General features: G+C 72.5%; 14 protein-coding genes and 1 pseudogene. 11 read left to right on the top strand and 4 right to left on the bottom strand.

Features of this window, described 5'->3' with window-relative positions; genetic code table 11:
• Positions 1 to 787 (bottom strand): DMT family transporter (locus FF041_RS10955; protein ID WP_153522493.1); only part of this gene is annotated, 787 nt, incomplete at its 3' end.
• A 184-nt stretch (positions 788 to 971) separates the two neighbouring features.
• Between FF041_RS10955 and FF041_RS10950 the strand changes: the two genes are divergently transcribed.
• The 4 genes from FF041_RS10950 (at position 972) to FF041_RS10935 (ending at position 5,233) form a co-directional block, all read left to right on the top strand.
• Positions 972 to 1,748, top strand: a complete 777-nt coding sequence (locus tag FF041_RS10950; RefSeq protein WP_153522491.1) for a (2Fe-2S)-binding protein — start codon at positions 972 to 974, stop codon at positions 1,746 to 1,748.
• Positions 1,749 to 1,817: 69 nt separating this feature from the next.
• Entirely contained in the window at positions 1,818 to 2,999 is a 1,182-nt protein-coding gene (gene glgA / locus FF041_RS10945) for a glycogen synthase (RefSeq protein ID WP_323391641.1), read from the top strand.
• 184 nt (positions 3,000 to 3,183) lie between these two features.
• Complete coding sequence (locus FF041_RS10940; RefSeq protein WP_153522489.1) at positions 3,184 to 4,647, top strand: SDR family NAD(P)-dependent oxidoreductase; 1,464 nt, start codon at positions 3,184 to 3,186, stop codon at positions 4,645 to 4,647.
• 412 nt (positions 4,648 to 5,059) lie between these two features.
• A complete protein-coding gene (locus FF041_RS10935) occupies positions 5,060 to 5,233 on the top strand; it encodes a hypothetical protein (protein WP_323372376.1) in 174 nt (57 codons plus the stop codon).
• A 190-nt stretch (positions 5,234 to 5,423) separates the two neighbouring features.
• Here the strand turns inward: FF041_RS10935 and FF041_RS10930 are convergent, their stop codons facing one another.
• Both FF041_RS10930 and FF041_RS10925 read right to left on the bottom strand, forming a co-directional pair.
• Positions 5,424 to 6,833, bottom strand: coding sequence for a lipase maturation factor family protein (locus FF041_RS10930; RefSeq protein ID WP_153522487.1), 1,410 nt, complete (start codon positions 6,831 to 6,833; stop codon positions 5,424 to 5,426).
• Positions 6,811 to 7,431, bottom strand: coding sequence for a DUF1990 family protein (locus tag FF041_RS10925; RefSeq protein ID WP_153522497.1), 621 nt, complete (start codon positions 7,429 to 7,431; stop codon positions 6,811 to 6,813). The genes FF041_RS10930 and FF041_RS10925 overlap by 23 nt, the downstream gene beginning before the upstream one ends.
• Positions 7,432 to 7,596: 165 nt before the next feature.
• On the opposite strand from FF041_RS10925, the gene FF041_RS10920 reads away from it, so the two are divergent.
• The 7 genes and pseudogenes from FF041_RS10920 to FF041_RS10890 all read left to right on the top strand — a co-directional run bounded on the left by FF041_RS10920 (position 7,597) and on the right by FF041_RS10890 (position 15,962).
• Positions 7,597 to 8,829: a DUF6777 domain-containing protein gene (locus FF041_RS10920; protein ID WP_153522485.1), complete on the top strand. Its 1,233-nt coding sequence runs from the start codon at positions 7,597 to 7,599 to the stop codon at positions 8,827 to 8,829.
• Positions 8,830 to 8,881: 52 nt separating this feature from the next.
• Positions 8,882 to 11,005 carry a SpoIIE family protein phosphatase gene (locus tag FF041_RS10915; protein ID WP_153522483.1) on the top strand — a complete coding sequence of 708 codons (2,124 nt, stop codon included), beginning with the start codon at positions 8,882 to 8,884 and terminating at the stop codon, positions 11,003 to 11,005.
• Positions 11,006 to 11,146: 141 nt separating this feature from the next.
• On the top strand, positions 11,147 to 12,499 hold the full coding sequence (locus FF041_RS10910; RefSeq protein ID WP_323391638.1) for a wax ester/triacylglycerol synthase family O-acyltransferase: 1,353 nt from the start codon (positions 11,147 to 11,149) through the stop codon (positions 12,497 to 12,499).
• Between the two features lie 195 nt (positions 12,500 to 12,694).
• Positions 12,695 to 13,651, top strand: a pseudogene (locus tag FF041_RS10905) (aldo/keto reductase); the annotation flags it as partial.
• A 185-nt stretch (positions 13,652 to 13,836) separates the two neighbouring features.
• Positions 13,837 to 14,157, top strand: a complete 321-nt coding sequence (locus tag FF041_RS10900) for an L-rhamnose mutarotase (protein ID WP_153522477.1) — start codon at positions 13,837 to 13,839, stop codon at positions 14,155 to 14,157.
• A gap of 3 nt (positions 14,158 to 14,160) precedes the next feature.
• Positions 14,161 to 15,030 carry an amidohydrolase family protein gene (locus FF041_RS10895; RefSeq protein ID WP_323391635.1) on the top strand — a complete coding sequence of 290 codons (870 nt, stop codon included), beginning with the start codon at positions 14,161 to 14,163 and terminating at the stop codon, positions 15,028 to 15,030.
• Positions 15,031 to 15,086: 56 nt separating this feature from the next.
• The gene (locus FF041_RS10890) at positions 15,087 to 15,962 is read left to right on the top strand and encodes an Fpg/Nei family DNA glycosylase (RefSeq protein ID WP_153522475.1); all 876 of its coding nucleotides are present in this window, start codon (positions 15,087 to 15,089) and stop codon (positions 15,960 to 15,962) included.
• A 205-nt stretch (positions 15,963 to 16,167) separates the two neighbouring features.
• Here the strand turns inward: FF041_RS10890 and FF041_RS10885 are convergent, their stop codons facing one another.
• Positions 16,168 to 16,854 (bottom strand): HAD family hydrolase, encoded by a 687-nt coding sequence (locus FF041_RS10885; RefSeq protein WP_153522473.1) that lies wholly within the window; start codon positions 16,852 to 16,854, stop codon positions 16,168 to 16,170.
• Between the last annotated feature and the right edge of the window lie 637 nt (positions 16,855 to 17,491).

The following is a 17,491-nucleotide window of genomic DNA, read 5'->3' as shown; positions in this document are numbered from 1 at the left end:
CCGCGGCGGCCACCCCGAAGCCCAGCGCCAGCACCGTGCCCAGAGCGCCGAAACGGAAGCCCTCGCCGAACATCGTGACGCCCACCGCCGCGGCCACCACCGGATTGACCACGGTGACCGTCGCCAGCGGGGCCGCCAGGCCCGCGCCCCGGTAGGACGCCTGCGACAGCAGCAGCCCGCCGAGCGCGAGCACGGCTATCACCACCAGGCTCGACCACTGGGCCACCGGCTGCGACCACTCCCAGTCGACCGCGACGGTCTTGGTGAACACCGAGGCGATGCCGAACGCCACCCCCGCCGCGGACGCCAGCAGCACACTGCGCAGCACCGGCCGGTTGATGGTCTGCGCCACCAGGAAGATCAGCGCCACGGCGCCCAGCGACACCGCCGTCAGCATGCCGCGCTGCCCGGTTCCCAGGGTGTGCGAGCCCGCGTCCCCGGCCACCGCCAGCAGACCGCCGAGGCCCACCGTCGCCATCAGCGCCCCGCGCCACGCGGTGGCCCCCGCCCGGCGGCCCGCGAAGAGCGCGGCCATTGGCAGGGCGAAGACGATCGTCAGCGCTCCGAGTGGCTGCACCACGCTCAGCGGACCGTACGCCAGCGCCACCACATGCAGCACCGCGCCGAAGCCGTTCAGAGAGATCGCGCACCACCACCCCGCGTGATGGAGCGGGGCATAGGGCTGGTCGGGGGAGGTAGCGGCGACACGCTCCTGCATGATCGCCCCGGCCGCGTAGGCGACCGCGGAGACCAGAGACAGAACCACTGCCGCGACAAGGGAACTCATAGAGACCAGGATCTCCCCGTTCGGCGCTCACGTCGTCGTCCTCAAGCAGGCAATCCGACGTACTGCCGACGGAGTACGAGGGTAGGCCAAAAGTCCCATGGGCGACTGCCGAGCAGGTCAGAGGGGGTGGCTAAGACCCCGGCGATCGTTAGGGTGGGCAACGGCCGATGCACACGGGTGACGGATGGGGGCGGCGCGGGTGGATCTGCGGGAGCTGTGCGCGCTGGGCGGATTCTTCGCTCTGCGGACATCACAGGACGGAACGCCCCCCTCCGGGGACGGCCGGTCCGACGACGGGGACGGCCGGTCCGGCGGCGGGGAGACGGGAGCGCCGCTGGCCCGGCTCTACGCGGGCGATCTCACACCGCTCACTCTCCGTGTCGACATCGTCGTCGCCCGGCATACGCCCCCGGAGCGGCGGGTGGCCGCCTCCATCGCCCAGCTGGGGCTCGCCGCGCGGCTGTGGTCCATCGCGCTCGGGGCCGCCGCGCTCTGCGGCGGGGTCCCCGCACTCGACCCGGAACGGCTGCACTGGTCGCCCGGGCGGACCGCCCCCGACGACCTCTGGCTCGACACCGGTACCGGCACCGCTGCCCGCCTGCTGCCCGCCACCGCCGAGAGCATCCGCGAGACCGTGCAGTACGCCCACCTCGTACCGCTCGCCGACGCCCTGCGCCGCGACACCCCGGTCTCCCGCCGGCTGCTCTGGGGCAACGCGGGCTCCGCGCTCGCCGGAGCCGTACGCCAGCTCGACGACTGGGCCCGGAAGGCCGGGCGCGGCGACGTCGCCGAGCGGGCCGCCGCGCTCGCCGCGGAGCTCTTCGCCCACCCCGATCTCTCCGCCACGGTCCGCGGCCCCGGGATGCGGCGGAACACCTGCTGTCTCTACTACCGGGCCCCTCGCGGCGGCCTCTGCGGCGACTGCGTCTTCGACCGCCCGCCGGGGCGGACCGCCCACTGAGCCCGCGGCGCCCGCGCTGCCGCACTCCGCGCTCTTCCCCGGACGCCCCGGGTGGGTGACCATCGTGGGGTGAAGGTGGGTCTGCTCACTCGCGATTTCCCCCCGGATGTAACGGGAGGCGCCGGCGTCCATGTCGAGTTCCTCGCCCGGGAGTTACGGACGCTGGCCGATCTGGAGGTGCACTGCTGGGGCGACGGAGAGGCCGAAGGCGTCCTGCGTCACCGGCCCGCCGCCGGTCTCGCCGGGGCCGACGACGCGCTGCGCGCCCTCTCCGTGGATCTGGCGATGGCCGCCGAGCTGGCGGGCCGTGAGCTGGTCCACTCGCACACCTGGTACGCCGGTCTCGCCGGGCATCTGGCCAAGCTGCTCTACGGCGTCCCGCATGTGATGACCGCGCACTCCCTGGAGTCGCTGCACCCCTGGAAGGCCGAGCGGGCCGGTGGCGGCTACGCCCTCTCCAGCTGGGCCGAGCGCACCGCGATCGAGGCGGCGGACGCCGTCGTCACCCTCTCGCGCCGGATGCGCGAGGAGGTGCTCGCGGCCTACCCGGCGCTTGCCCCGGGGAGGGTGCGGGTGATCCGCGGGGGCGTCGACACCCTGGTCTACCGCCCCGACCACGAGACGGACGCCCGGGATCGGATCGGTCTCGACCCACGGCGCCCCTTCGTCCTCTTCGCCGGCCGGACCTCCCGTCACAAGGGCCTGCCGCATCTGCTGCGCGCGGCCCGGACCTTCGACCCGGAGGCCCAAGTGGTGATCTGCGCCATGCCGGGTGGGCGGATGGGTACGGCCGGGAGCCAGGGCGAGCCGGACGGGATACCCGGGCTGCTGGCCGATCTGGAGCGGCTGCGCGAGGGGGTGCACTGGATTCCCCGCACCCTGCCGCGCACCCAGCTCGTCCAGCTGATGACCCAGGCGGCGGTCGTCGTCTGCCCGTCCGTCCACGAGCCCCTCGGCATGGTCAATCTGGAGGCCATGGCCTGCGGCACCGCCGTCGTCGCCTCCGCGGTCGGCGGCATCCCCGAGGTCGTGGACGACGGCGCCACCGGACTGCTCGTCCCCTATGACGCGGATCACCCCGAGGAATTCGAGGGCGGCCTCGCCCAGGCCGTGAACCGGGTGCTGGACGACCCCTCGGAGGCGGCCAGAATGGGGGCGGCGGGGCGGCGGCGCGCGGTGCGCGAGTTCGGCTGGGACCAGGCCGCCAAGCGGACGTACAAGCTGTACGAAGAGCTCCTCGGCCGGGTGTGAGAGCCCCTCGGCCGGCCCCGGGGAGCCCGGTGCCGGGGCCCCGGGTCAGCGCGCATTTGGCCGTCACTCTTCCGCTCAGTAAAGTTGCGCTTTTGAAACCCCGGTGAACCGCGGTGAACCCCGGCGAAACCCGGTGAGCCCGGTGAAGCCCCCAGCTCGTGAGTGATCGAGGAACGCAGAAGCCATGACGGTGACAGAGGACAGCCCCGCGTACGGCCCCGGCATCGACCCGGAGCGGCTGGCCGTCTGCCTGAGCGTGCTCGACGAGCTGGACAAGCTGGAGGTCGACCACCCCGACGCGATCGTCGTACGCCGCGCCACCGCCGGTGTCTACCGCACCGTGAAGCAGCGCCGCCGCCAGGAGCGCCGCGCCGCCAAGACCGCTCACGACAAGGCGGTCACCGAGGCCACGGCCACCGGCTCCGCCGAGCGCATCGACGACGAGACCGAGGGGCTGCTGCCCACCGCGTCGGCGACCGGGGAGATCGCGGGGATACTCCAGCGCCCCCGCTCCTGCTACATCTGCAAGACCCGCTATGTCGAGGTGGACGTCTTCTACCACCAGCTCTGCCAGGAGTGCGCCGCCGAGAACCGCGCCCGCCGGGACGCCCGTACCGATCTGACCGGCAAGCGCGCGCTGCTCACCGGCGGCCGGGCCAAGATCGGCATGTATATCGCCCTGCGGCTGCTGCGGGACGGCGCGCACACCACGATCACCACCCGCTTCCCCAACGACGCCATCCGCCGCTTCAAGGCGATGCCGGACAGCGACGAGTGGATCCACCGTCTCAAGATCGTCGGGATCGACCTCCGGGACCCCGCGCAGGTCGTCGCCCTCGCCGACTCGGTGTCCGCCGCCGGCCCGCTGGACATCCTGATCAACAACGCCGCGCAGACCGTGCGCCGCTCCCCGGGCGCCTACCGCGAGCTGGTCTCCGCCGAGTCCGCTCCGCTGCCCGCGGGCGAGCTGCCGCCCGCCGAGGTCATCGGCGTCTTCGGCAGCGGCGCCGTCGATTCGGTGGCCGCGCTGCCCTCCGCCGGGGGAGAGGGGCTGAGCGCCCAGGACGTCACAGAGCTCGCCCTGGTCTCCGGCTCCGCCACCCTGGCCCGGATCGAGGCCGGCACCGCGATCGACGCCGGTGGTCTTGTCCCCGATCTCCACGACAGCAACAGCTGGATCCAGACCGTCTCCGAGGTCGACCCGGTGGAGCTGCTGGAGGTTCAGCTCTGCAACTCCACCGCTCCGTTCATCCTCATCAGCAGGCTCCGCGCGGCGATGGCCGCCGCCGAGGCCAAGCGGACCTATGTGGTGAACGTCTCCGCGATGGAGGGCGTCTTCAGCCGTGGCTACAAGGGCGCGGGCCATCCGCACACCAATATGGCCAAGGCGGCGCTGAACATGCTGACCCGTACCAGCGCCCAGGAGATGTTCGAGGCCGACGGCATTCTGATGACCGCCGTCGACACCGGCTGGATCACCGACGAGCGTCCCCACCCCGACAAGATGCGTCTCGCGGCGGAGGGCTTCCACGCCCCGCTCGACCTGGTCGACGGCGCGGCCCGGGTGTACGACCCCATCGTGCGCGGCGAGGCGGGCGAGGACGTCTACGGCTGCTTCCTCAAGGACTACGCCCCGGCCAACTGGTAGAGCTTCGCGGAGGGCCGCGTTCCCCTGTGTTGTGGCGGATACATCACGCCATCTCTCCTCGGACACGGGCGTTCGCGGCCCTCTTCTGTCACCCATTCGGCCGGATCTCCCTCATTCGTCCCGGCCGTCAGGTCGGTTACTCCATTCGGGTTGCGTCCCGGAGGGGCGATACGACCACAAATGCCTTGTATGGCTGACAAGTTGGCCTGATTCAAGCGGAATTCAAGGCCCCATCGAGCGCCGCTTTGCTCATTTGGTTAACCTGGTGGGCACGGACGCTCCCAATAGGTTCACAAAAACCTCTTGGCCGTCCTGGGACACGTCTGCAACCAGGCCGCGATCCCGCCCAAGCACCGGCGCCACCGCGACCGAATCGCCCTTGTCCCAGTTACGCGACACAGAGGAGTGCGCGGTGACAACTGATGTGAAGAAACACGAGGAACGACCGCCGGATCGCTATCGCTCACGCGCTCGCAGGCCGGATGAACTCGGCAGTCTCGAAGTCTGGGCCCGATCGGCCCCGATCCGGCTCGCCGGGTACGAGGAAGACCTCGCCGAGCCGCATATCCTGCAAGGCATCGACTGAGACGGACCGCAGTACTCGCGCCCCTGCCCACGGCGGTGGGCATGGGCGGCTCCTGCGCACCGAAGCCCCCTCCGGAGAGCACCTCCGGCAGGGGGCTCCGCTTCGCCGCCCGCCGGAGGCACCCTCCGGCCGCCCCTTATCGCCGCCCGCCGGATCTCCGTCTCCCCGGCCGCTCCTTCTCAGCGCCTTCTCAGCGCCGCAGTCTGGTCGGCCGCAGAAACTCCCCGTCCGGAGTCCGGCGCCACCACTGCCCGGTGGCCCGCAGCTCCCGCCAGGTGGTGAAGCGGTAGCGGTAGATCCGGGCGCGGACATGGACGGGCGGCGCGTCGGGGAAGGGATTGTGCCCCAACAGCCGCAGCGTGTCCCGGTCGCCCTCCAGCAGCCGTTCCACGAACGGCCCGAACCAGGAGTGCGCGTAGACGGGGGAGAGCGCGGCGAACCACATCATCCAGTCGAGCCGCAGATGGTACGGGGCGAACTGGCGCGGCAGCCTGCGCACATCCGTCGGCTTGCCCCGGAAGCCGTACTCCCGCCAGACCGTGCCGTCGTGCAGCCGGGTCTCGTCCGTCCCCTCCACCACCACTTCCCTGCGCACCCGGCCCACCGTGCCGAACGCCCCGTAGGCGTTGACCAGATGCAGCGGATCGTAGGAGCAGTTCATCCGCTGCCGCCGGGAGAGCAGATTGCGCGCCGGGCGGTAGCTGAGCGCCAGCAGACCGGCGGTGACCGCGATCACCGTGATCTCGTACCAGAGCGGAGCGCCCGGCTGCCCGGGCGGCCGGGCGATCGGCGAGCCGTCCACGACGGAGAGGGCGAGCGCGATGGTGAGCCAGTTCAGCCAGGCGAAGTTGCCGGAGAGGACCAGCCACAGCTGGGTCGCCACGATGACGGCCGCGGCGGCGCTCGCGATGGGCTGAGGCGTGAACAGCAGCACGGGCAGCACCAGCTGGGTCACATGGCTTGCCGCCACTTCGACCCGGTGCAGCGGTCTGGGCAGCCGGTGGAAGAACCAGCTCAGCGGGCCCGGCATCGGCTGGGTCTCATGGTGGTAGTACAGACAGGTCAGATCCCGCCAGCAGCGGTCGCCGCGCATTTTGATCATGCCTGCCCCGAACTCCACCCGGAACAGCACCCAGCGCAGCAGAAAGAGGATCAGCACCGGGGGAGCGGTCCGTTCATTGCCCAGGAACACCGCGAGAAAGCCCACCTCCAGCAGCAGGGACTCCCAGCCGAAGGCGTACCAGGTCTGTCCCACGTTGACGATCGACAGATAGAGCACCCAGAGCACCGCCCAGCAGGCCATCGCCGCCGCGAGCGGAATCCGGTCGGCCGCGCCCGCCACCAGGGCGGCCGACAGCGCGACCCCCGTCCAGGAGCAGAGCGCGAAGAGCCGGTCGGAGTAGCGCAGATGGAAGAGGGAGGGGGCCGCCCGGAAAGGGACCCGGCGCAGATACCCGGGCACCGGAAGCATGCCGCGCTCTCCGATGAGCGCCCGGAACTGAAGCGCGGCGGTGAGGAAGGCGACCAGATACACGGCTGCCAGAGCCCGCTGGAAGACCAGCCGGCTCAGCCAGTAGTCACCGTCGCCGAACCACTCCATCACTTCCAGTATCGCCGTCGGCGGCCAGTCGCCGCACGGTACGGCCGAGGCGGCGGGCGTACCACAGCTGTAGTACGGGTACGAGGGGCCCGGCCGCCCGGGTGTACCAGCGGCCCGGACGGCTGAAGGCCATCACGGTGAACCAGACGGAGCCGTCGTCGCGGAAGTCCACCACGAAGGACTCCTCGCCGCACTCCGGATGCCCGCTGAGCGTTCCGTAGGCGAATCCCGCCCGGTGGCGTTCGTCCGCCGACCAGATCACCTCGCACCGCGCCGCGCCGATCCTGAGCGGGCCCGCTCCGGCGGAGAGCTCGACCCGGACCCCGGGTTCGGCGCGGGCCGCCGTGGCGCGTACCCGGACGCCCGACTCCCGGTGCATCCGCCAGGAGAGCACGGCCGCGCCCGCCGTGGTGAAGGCCGCCCGGCCCCGGCCCACCCGGGTGGTGTGGTGCAGATGGCGGTAGCCGTCGGGCATCGGGCCGAGCCGGGTCGCGCCTACCTCGGGATAGGTGAGCGTGTGGCGAACGGGCGCGGGCCGTACGGCGGCGGCCCGCCCCGGCCGGCCCCGCGCGCCGGTCGGCAGCCCCGCCCGCGCCATCAGTCCGACCAGTGCGGACACGGTCCCCACCCCTCCGGTCTTGAACATGTTCAACTTCCCTGCCCCGAGCGTACGCACTCGATTGAACGCGTTCAAGTGGCGGGGGCGCCGGGAGTCGGGCAGAACTTTGAAGGAACGATCAAGGTGAAGAGTCGGGAGATGTCCGTGCGCGCCATTCGTCCTCGCAGGTCCCCGGTCCGCGACCGCCGTCCCGCGAGGCGCGGCGGCGGACCGGTCGCCTTCGCGCTCTGCGCCGGTCTGGTGCTCGCCCCGGTGCTCGCCGGGTGCGGGGGAGAGACCGCCCGGACGGCGGACCCCGAGCGGGAGGTGCTGCTGCGGGCGGCGGGCGTCCCCGGCCCCGACCCGTACACCGCGTCCACCGTCCGGGAGCTGTCCGCGCCGTCGCCGGAGCCGCCCGCGAAGGGGAACGGAGCGGGCGGGCCGCCGCTGCGCGGCCAGACCCTGCGTACGCTCTCGGGTGCGACCCCCGGTCTCTACGGCGGAATCGAGGCCGCCGGCAGCTGTGACGCCGAGCGTCAGCTCACCCTGCTCGACCGGGACGGAGCCAGGGCGCGGGCCTTCGCCCAGGGCGCGGGCGTCCCCCGGGCCGGGCTGCCCGGCTTTCTGCGCGGGCTGACCCCCGTCGTGCTGCGCACCGACACCCGGGTCACCGCGCACGGCTACCGGGACGGTGTCGACGCGCCCCAACAGGCGGTGCTCCAGGCGGGCAGCGCCGTGCTGGTCGACCGGCACGGCACGCCGAGGGTCCGCTGCGCCGGCGGGAATCCGCTGACCCGGCCCGTCGCCGCGAAGGGGCCGGTGGTCAACAAGGGCGGCGCCTGGGCCGGATACGCCCCCGAGCGGGTCGTGGTCATCAGACCGGCCGACCGGGTCATCGGCGATCTGATGATCATCGACGTCGCGGACGGGTCCTGGATCGGTCGGGAGACCGGGAGCGACGGGGAGCGGGACAGCCGGCCCGAGGTGCTGCCGCCCGCCGTCACGGACGAGGTCTATGCCTATCCCCCCGCGGGGACCCCCGGACCGGAGGAGTCGGAGGAGGCGGCGGAGGCAGCGGATTCGGAGGGATCCGCTCCGGCGCCGGCCGACTCCGCCGGTGAGGGCGGTTCCGGCGAGGTCTCCCCGCTTGCTCCCGCGACCTCGGGGGACGCCGCCGTACCGCCCGACGGCTCCGATGGGTCCGACGGTTCCCCGGGTCTCGTGGATCTCCCCGTCGGCTCCCCCGGCGGGGAAGAGCTTCTCCTCCCGGGTGAGGACGCGGGTGGGCGCATGGGCTCGGGCTCGGGCTCGGGCTCGGGCGCGAGCGACGGCGGCGCCGCCGAGCCGGAGCTGCTGCTGCCCGGGGACCGGGGCGAGCCGGACACCCTGGTGGGCTGAGAAGACCGCATTCACAGTCGAAGAATCCGACAAATGATGACAGAGTGGCTCCATGGTTGAGCGGGCGGCGGGGGCATCGACGCTTCCCGGCGACTGGCCGGTGGGCCCCGACGAGAGTCTGGCCCTCAATCGCATGGGCAGCTTCGACTGGGATCTGGCCAGCGGGCTGTGCCATCTGGACCCGACCGCCCTGCGGGTGCTCGATCTCGCTCCGGACGACTACGACGGCCGCCGCGAGAGCCTCACCGCCCGGATGCCCCCGGCGGAGGCCGTCCGCCTGGACTCCGTGGTGGCGAGGGCGCTCAAGGACGGCAGCGAGCATTACGGCGTGTACTTCCGGATCCGCCGTTCAGACGGCGCCCTGCGCTGGACCCACGCCCAGGGCACGGTGCGCCGCGACGGCACGGGCCGCCCCCTGCGCATCATCGGCATCGTCCGCGACGCCACCGAGGAGCTCGCCGACTCCGCCGCCCGGATCGAGGCCGACGCGGTGCGCAGACGGCAGACCAGCGTCGTCGAGTCGACCACCGCGGCCCTCGGGCACGCGCGGACCGTGCAGGACGTCATGGACGTGCTGCGGGACTCCCAGGGCCTGGAGCACTTCGGGGCGGCCTCTCTGGTGGTGGGGCTGCTGGAGCCCGGGGGCCGGATCCATCTCGTCGCGGAGGGGCCCGAGGAGGCGTTCGTCCCCGGGACCCGTTATACGCATGTGGACGACCAGTACCCCATGAGCGAGGTCGTGCGGACGCTGGCTCCGCGCTTCATCGAGTCCCGGGAGGACTTCGCCGTCTCCTACCCGATCCTGTGGCCGCATATCGAGCCCCTCGGCGTGCGGGCCGCCGCCTATCTGCCGCTGATCGCCCAGGCCCGCCCGATCGGAGCGCTCGGACTGCTCTACAGCGACCGCTCCGGATTCAGCTCCGAGGAGCGCGATGTGCTGGTCGCGCTCGGCAGCAGCGTCGCGCAGAGCGTCCAGCGCGCCATCCTGTACGACCAGGAGCACGATCTGGCCGAGGGGCTCCAGCAGGCGATGCTGCCGCGCCGGATCCCCGAGGTGCCCGGGGCGCAGCTCGCGGTCCGCTACCGCTCCGCGCGGATGGGCCGGGACATCGGCGGCGACTGGTACGACATCATCCCGCTGCCCGGCGGCCGGGTCGGCGCGGTCATCGGAGACGTCCAGGGGCATGACACGGACGCGGCGGCGGTGATGGGACAGCTGCGGATCGTGCTGAGGGCGTACGCGGCCGAGGGCCACACCCCGGCCACCGTGATGGCACGCGCCTCGGTCTTCCTGCATGAGCTGGACACCGACCGCTTCGCGACCTGTACCTACGCGGAGGCGGACCTCTCCACCGGGGTGGTGCAGATGGTGCGGGCGGGTCATGTGGACCCCCTGCTGCGCGACACGGACGGGAGCTGCCGCAGGGTGCCGGTGGGGGGCGGGCTGCCGCTGGGTCTCTCGGCGGAGTTCGGGCGTCTGGAGTACCCCGTCTCCACCGTGGAGCTGGACCCCGGGCAGACCCTGCTGCTCTTCACCGACGGGCTGGTGGAGCAGCCCGGCTTCGACTTCGACGACGGGATGCAGCTGCTGACCGGGCTGGTCCGCAACGGTCCGCGCGATCTCCAGCAGCTGGCGGACCATCTGTGCGATGTGGTGGACGAGCGGGGCGGCGAGGACGATGTGGCGATACTGCTGCTGCGCCGTCAGGGCGCGTTCATCCCGCAGACCGGCGGCAGGCTCCAGCAGCATGTCGGCCAGAACGATCCCGGGGCGCTGCGTTCGGCCCGGCACATGATCCGTTCGGCGGTGCGGGCCTGGGGCGCCGGGGAGCGGACGGATGAGATCGTGCTCGCCGCCGATGAGCTGATCACCAATGCGCTGATGCACACGGACGGCGGAGCGATCGCGACCGTACGGGTGCTCACCGGGGCCGAGCGGCGGCTGCGGGTCGAGGTGGAGGACCGTTCCAGCGCGCTGCCCAGACGCCGGGAGGCGGGGGAGGAGGGCGTCTCCGGGCGGGGGCTGCTGCTGGTGGACCGGCTCGCGGACACCTGGGGCGTGGAGTCGCGCGGCACCGGTAAGTGCGTGTGGTGCGAGTTCGCCGTCGGGAGCAGAGGGGGGCCGGCCGGGGAGGGCGGCGGTCCGCAGCCGCCGGGACCGGAGGGCGAATGGTGATGAACCCATGTTAACCGGGCGTTAATTGAATGTACTTGAGCATAATTGATTGAAAGCGATTGACTGGGCATTCCTGGCCCTGTAGGACATCTGCCGAGCGGCATTCCGGACATCGTTCTAGGACAGAGGACAGAGGACACCGTGAGCAGCGAGCGTCTCGCCCCCCTCGACCTGGCGTTCTGGCATCTGGAGTCCGACGGGCACCCGATGCATCTGGGCGCTCTCGCGTTCTTCGCACCCGCCGAGGGGACCGGGGGCGGTGAGCGGGTCCTCGAACTGCTCGCCGCCCGCGCCGCCGCGATCCCCCGGCTGCGGCTGCGGGTACGGGATGTGCTGCTGCCGGTCGGCGGCGCGGCCTGGGCCGCCGACGAGGACTTCGACATCCGCCGGCATGTCCGCCGGCTCGCCCTGTCCGCGGACGACTTCGCCGCCGAGGCCACCGCGATCGCCGGTGAGCTCATGGAGCGGCCACTCGAACGGGGGCATCCGCCCTGGGAGATGCATCTCCTCACCGGCGGACCGGACGACGACTTCGCGGTGCTGGTCAAACTGCACCACGCCCTCGCCGACGGGATGCGCGCGGTCGCCATCGGCGCGGGCGTCCTCGACGAGATCGCCGGGGCGCGGTCCGCGCGCCCGCGCCGGTCGCGGCCCGCGCCTCAGGGAGCGTGGTCCGCCGATCCGCGCCGCCTCCTGGGCTTCGCCCGCGACCGGATCGACGATCTGGGGCGGGCCGTCGGGGTGGGGGCCTCCGTCGTCCGGGCCAGCCGTCTCGACCCCCGGGGGCTGCCCGCGCTCACGGCCGCGCCGAGCGGCACCCGCAGGCTCGGCACCGCCGTGCTCGATCTGGAGGACGTCCGCCGGGTGCGCAAGGCGGCGGGCGGCACCGCCAATGACGTACTGCTCGCGATCGTCGCCGGCGGACTGCGCCGCTGGGCCGCGGAGCGCGGTGAGCGCCTGCCGCGGACGGGCCCCCGCGCCCTCGTCCCGGTCTCCCGCCGCCGCCCCGGCACTCCGTCCGGCCCGTCCGGGCCCGGCAACACCTTCTCGGCCTATCTGCTGGAACTGCCGGTCGCCGAACCCGACGCCCGGGCCCGGCTGGACGCCGTACGGGCGGTGATGGACCGCAACAGGGCGGCCGGTCCGCTGCGGGGCGCGGGGGCCCTCGCCGTACTCGCCGACCAACTGCCGCCGCTGGCGCACCGGCTCGGCACCCCACTGGCCGGAGGCGCGGCCCGGATGCTCTTCGACCTCCTGGTCACCAGCGTCCCCCTGCCGCGCTCGGCCCTCTCCCTCGGCGGCTGCCCGCTCGGCGCGATCTACCCGATGGCCCCGCTGCCCCGGGGGCAGTCGCTGTCGATCGCCATGGCGGTCTACGGCGGCCGGGTGCACATGGGGCTGGTGGCCGACGGCAAGGCGCTGCCCGATCTCGACCGCCTCACGGAGCATCTGGGCGAGGAGACCGCCCGGCTGCTGGATCTGACCCTGCGCTGAACGCTCCGGCGGCGGAGCCGCCGATCGTGCCGATAGATCGGATAAATAAGCCAATCCCCTGGGATCGATGAACCCCTGTGGTGTTGACGCCCCTCAGTGATCCGATGAATATACGTCGTGTTCCGACCGGGCAGAAGGCGTCCTCGCTGCCCGTGACACGGGGATCGGTCACGCCACGGCAGGGGGCAGCGCCGCATGCGATGGAGCACACTCGGCCGCAGCGGGGTCGGGATCACCGAACTCGCCTTCGGCGCGGCGGCGATCGGCAATCTCTACGCCCCCGTCGAGCCCGACGACGCCCTCGCCGCCGTGGACGCCGCCTGGGAGTGCGGCATCCGCGCCTTCGACACCGCGCCGCACTACGGACTCGGACTCTCCGAACGCAGGCTGGGCCGCGCGCTGCGCACCCGCCCCCGTGCCGAGTACACCCTCTCCACCAAGGTCGGACGGCTGCTCGAACCCTGCGGGCCCGGCGGCGACGATCTCGCCAACGGCTTCGCCGTGCCCGCCGACCACCGCCGGGTCTGGGACTTCAGCGCCGACGGGGTGCTCCGCGCCATCGAGGAGAGCCTGCGGCGGCTCGGACTCGACCGGATCGACATCGTCTATCTGCACGACCCGGACGCCCACGAGGACGCCGCCTTCCGGCACGGCTACCCCGCGCTGGAGCGGCTGCGCGCCGAGAACGTCGTCGGCGCGATCGGCGCGGGCATGAACCAGACCGCCATGCTCACCCGGTTTCTCCGCGACACCGATGTGGACGCGGTCCTGTGCGCGGGCCGCCACACCCTGCTCGACCAGAGCGCCCTCGCCGAACTGCTGCCGGAGGCGGCGGCCCGGGGCAAGAGCGTCGTCGTCGCGGGGGTGTACAACTCGGGCCTGCTCGCCGATCCCCGCCCCGGGGCCCCTTACGACTACACCGCGGCGGACGGGGGGACGCTCGCCCGGGCGCTGCGGCTCAAGGACATCGCCGAGCGCCACGGGGTGCCGCTGCGCGCCGCCGCCCTCCACTTCTCCCTCGGCCATCCGGCGGTCGCCGGGGCCCTGGTCGGCGCGCGCTCCGCGGCGGAGATCCGGGACGCCGCACGGCAGCTGTGCACCCCCGTCCCGGACGCCCTCTGGGAGGAGCTGCGCGCCACCGGACTGCTGCCGCCCGGGGTGCCGCAGCGCCGGCCGGACCCGGACCCGGACCCGGACCCGGACCTGGCCTCCGGGCCCGAGGGCACGCCCCGATCGCCGTCGGAGCCGGCACCCTCACGGCCCGCTCCGCCCGCTCCGCCCGCTCCGCCCGCTCCGTCGTCACCGTCGTCACCGTCGTCACCGGAAGGGGACAGCCGATGAGAGTCGCCCTGCACACCAGGGTGCGCGCCGACTGCATCGACGCCTACGAGGCCGCGCACCGCGAGGTCCCCGCCGAGCTGACCGACGCCATCAGGGCCGCCGGAGTCACCTCCTGGACCATCTGGCGCAGCGGCACAGATCTCTTCCATGTCATCGAGGGTCTCGACCTCGCCGAGTACGCCGGGCTGCTCGCGGCCCTGGAACGACTCCCCGTCAACATCGCCTGGCAGGCCCGGATGGACGAGCTGCTCGCCGTCGGCCACGACTACTCCGCGGCCGGCGCCGATGCCGTACTGCCCGTCGTCTGGGAGCTGTGAACCGTGACCGTCATCGACGCGCACCACCATGTGTGGGATCTGTCCGTACGGGACCAGGACTGGATCACCGGTCCCGGCATGGCCGTGATCCGCCGTGACTTCTCGCTCGACGATCTCGTGCCCGAGGCCCGCGCCGCCGGGGTCCGGGCCACCGTACTCGTCCAGACCATCACCGTCCCCGAGGAGACCCCCGAGTTCCTGGCCCTCGCCCACCGCGGCGAACTCGTCGCCGGAGTCGTCGGCTGGACCGATCTCACCGCCCCCGGCGTCGCCGACGCCCTCGCCGAGCTGAAGGAACTCCCCGGCGGGGACCGGCTCGTGGGCATCCGCCATCAGGTCCAGGGCGAGAGCGACCCCAACTGGCTGCTGCGCCCCGACGTCCAGCGCGGACTCGCCGCGGTCGCCGCCGCCGGGCTCGTCTACGACCTGGTGGTCCAGCCCCGTCAGCTGCTCGCGGCGGCCGAGGCGGCCAGCCGCCGGCCCGGCCTCACCTTCGTACTCGACCATCTGGGCAAGCCGCCCATCGCGTCCGGCCGGTACGAGCCCTGGGCGAGCCGGGTGCGCGCGCTCGCCGCCCGGGAGAACACCGTCTGCAAGCTCTCCGGGATGGTCACCGAGGCGTCCTGGGCGCGCTGGACCACCGCCGATCTGCGGCCGTACGCGGAGGCCGCGCTGGAGGCGTTCGGGCCGGACCGGGTGATGTACGGCTCGGACTGGCCGGTCTGTCTGCTGGCCGCGGAGTACCCGGAGGTGATGGCGACGGCGCGCACCCTCACCGATGCGCTCACGGAGGCGGAGCGCGCGGAGGTCTTCGCGGGCACGGCCGCCCGGGTCTACGGGCTGAGCCGCCCGGGCGGCCGTCCCGGTGGCTGACGCCCGTCGCGGCGGGTGAGGCTGCGCCCCGGCCGGGGGCGCGGCACCCTGGACGCATGCCGGAACTGCCTGAAGTCGAATCGCTGAGAGAGTTTCTCGGCGGCCGTCTCGTGGGACAGGAGATCGCCCGGGTCCTGCCCCTGGCGGTCAGCGTCCTCAAGACCTTCGATCCGCCGCTGAGCGCCGTCGAGGGCGGGGCGGTCACGGCCGTGGACCGGTACGGGAAATGGCTCGGCGTCACGGTCGCGCCGCCGTCCGGAGGCGAGCTCCATCTGGCCGTCCATCTGGCCCGGGCGGGCTGGCTCCGCTGGCGGGACGAGTTCCCCGCCGCGCCTCCCCGGCCCGGCAGGGGGCCGCTCGCGCTGCGGACCGTGCTCGCCTCGGGAGCCGGGTTCGACCTGACCGAGGCGGGCACCGCCAAACGCCTCGCGGTCCATCTCGTCCGCGGTGTCGACGAGGTTCCCGGCATCGCCCGGCTGGGGCCCGACCCGCTGGCCCCGGATTTCGACCGCGCCGCGTTCGCCGCGCTCCTCGCCGGGGAACGCGGCCGGATCAAGGGCGTGCTCCGCGACCAGAGCCTGATCGCGGGCATCGGCAACGCCTACAGCGACGAGATCCTGCACGCCGCGCGGATGTCCCCGTTCAAACCCGTGGGCCGTCTGACGGAGGACGAGATCACCGCGCTGTACCAGGCGCTGCGCGCCACGCTGGAGGAGGCGGTGGAGCGGTCCAGGGGGATCGCCGCCGGGCGGCTCAAGGCCGAGAAGAAGAGCGGGCTGCGGGTCCATGGGCGTACCGGCGAGCCCTGCCCGGTCTGCGGCGACACGATCCGCGAGGTCTCCTTCCGCGATTCCTCGCTCCAGTACTGCCCCACCTGCCAGACGGGCGGCAGACCGCTCGCGGACCGGCGGCTCTCCCGGCTGCTGAAGTAGGAAGTAGGACGTAGGCCGTGGGGCGGGAGACGAGCGGACAGGCCGGGCGCGGCGTCCACCGTTCGCGCGGGTGCCCGGTGCGGGTGCCGCGGCTCGCGACCGCGCCCGGCCCATCGGCTGAGCCGGCCACCCGCACTCCTCTCGCCTTCTCTCCCACTTTCCCGATCCCCGCCGGCCGGCGCGTTCGCCGGACGGCGGACGCGACTCAGCGCAGGACGCCCGACAGCGCCCGGCTTCTCGCCCAGACGAGCAGGGCGCGGTCCTCCAGCGAGCGCACCCAGTGATCGGCCATCGCGAGGCTCTCCCGGTCGGGCCGGGACCCCACCCCCAGCACCCGCAGCCCGGCCCGGACCGCCGAGCGGATGCCGCAGAGCGAGTCCTCCACGGCGAGGCAGTCCATGGGCTCCGCCCCGCACGCCGCCGCCGCGCTCAGATAGACGTCGGGGTGCGGTTTGGGCCGCACCTGTTTCTCCGGCACGATCACATGGGCGAAGTGCCGCAGCAGCCCGGCCGTGTCGAGGCAGTCCTCGACCACATCGCGCGGGCAGTTGCTCGCCACCGCCAGCGGGGCGAACTCCGCCGCACGGGACACCAGTTCGCGCGCCCCCGGGGCGATGACGGGATCTTCGGCGACCAGGGAACGGAATCCGTCCAGCAGTTTCCGGGTCATCTCCGGGGCGAGTTCGGGGCGTCCCGCTGTGACGGCCATGAGCTGGCCGCATTCGGTGTAGTGAACGCCCTTGGACAGTTCGGCGAACTCCTCGTCCGGGATCACTCCGTATTCACGGAGCACAAGGTCCCGGGCGTCTTCCCAATGGCGTTCGCTGTCCATCAGCGTTCCGTCGCAGTCGAACACGACGGCCGCCGGTGTCCAGGGAAAGATTTCTGACATGTGTCTGCCCTTTCCAAGGCGATGGGGGTGCGTCCGGCCCCTGCGTCCGCGCAGGCTGTGATGGCGTGCCGCGGGCACAGGAGACGACCCGTGCCTGCGGAGAGGGATCCGTGCGTCGCGATGCGGCAGACCGACCAGATGTCAGGGTCGACCGCGTGCTGGTGCGCTGCACGACACGATCGGGTCCGGACGAAATTCAGCGAAGGCCACGGTAAGTTTTTCCGGGTATTGCAGTCAATAATCGTGGATTAAGCGATACGAGATGCATGAATTACGTGTATGGTAATAATTCCGTGAATTCTCGCGAGATGTCCGAAGATCGAATAGTGTGGCGGTGAAATTACTCGGGCGCAAGTGAATTGTGATGACTTCCGGAGGGGAATCGGGAACCGGGAATCATCGGACCGGGTATTCCGGGCCCGCCCCATCCTGCCGGAGGCGCCGCGGGAGCGCGGCGGACATCCCGGCCGCACGGCGCCCACCGCTCAGCGGCGCTCCGGCGGCGGTTCGGCCCCGATCGTGACCAGCGCCTCGCCTGCGAGGGTACGCACCCGCCAGCGGGCTATCCGGTCCTCCGGCAGCCATGTGCCGCCCTCGACCCGCACCGAATCGCCCGGTCCCTTGGCCGGGGTCCGCC

Origin of the sequence: Streptomyces jumonjinensis (assembly GCF_009600885.1) — a bacterium.
GTDB classification, from domain to species: Bacteria; Actinomycetota; Actinomycetes; order Streptomycetales; family Streptomycetaceae; genus Streptomyces; species Streptomyces jumonjinensis.
The sequence above is the reverse complement of the archived record's forward strand: the minus strand, read 5'-3'. Positions and strand labels throughout refer to the sequence as shown.

Coding starts and splice junctions, on each gene's coding strand:
- FF041_RS10915 (WP_153522483.1), top strand. CDS start 8,882: ATGGTTGAGCGGGCGGCGGGGGCATCGACGCTTCCCGGCGACTGGCCG.
- FF041_RS10885 (WP_153522473.1), bottom strand. CDS start 16,854: ATGTCAGAAATCTTTCCCTGGACACCGGCGGCCGTCGTGTTCGACTGC.
- FF041_RS10925 (WP_153522497.1), bottom strand. CDS start 7,431: ATGGCGCGGGCGGGGCTGCCGACCGGCGCGCGGGGCCGGCCGGGGCGG.
- FF041_RS10950 (WP_153522491.1), top strand. CDS start 972: ATGGGGGCGGCGCGGGTGGATCTGCGGGAGCTGTGCGCGCTGGGCGGA.
- FF041_RS10930 (WP_153522487.1), bottom strand. CDS start 6,833: ATGGAGTGGTTCGGCGACGGTGACTACTGGCTGAGCCGGCTGGTCTTC.
- FF041_RS10940 (WP_153522489.1), top strand. CDS start 3,184: ATGACGGTGACAGAGGACAGCCCCGCGTACGGCCCCGGCATCGACCCG.
- FF041_RS10900 (WP_153522477.1), top strand. CDS start 13,837: ATGAGAGTCGCCCTGCACACCAGGGTGCGCGCCGACTGCATCGACGCC.
- FF041_RS10890 (WP_153522475.1), top strand. CDS start 15,087: ATGCCGGAACTGCCTGAAGTCGAATCGCTGAGAGAGTTTCTCGGCGGC.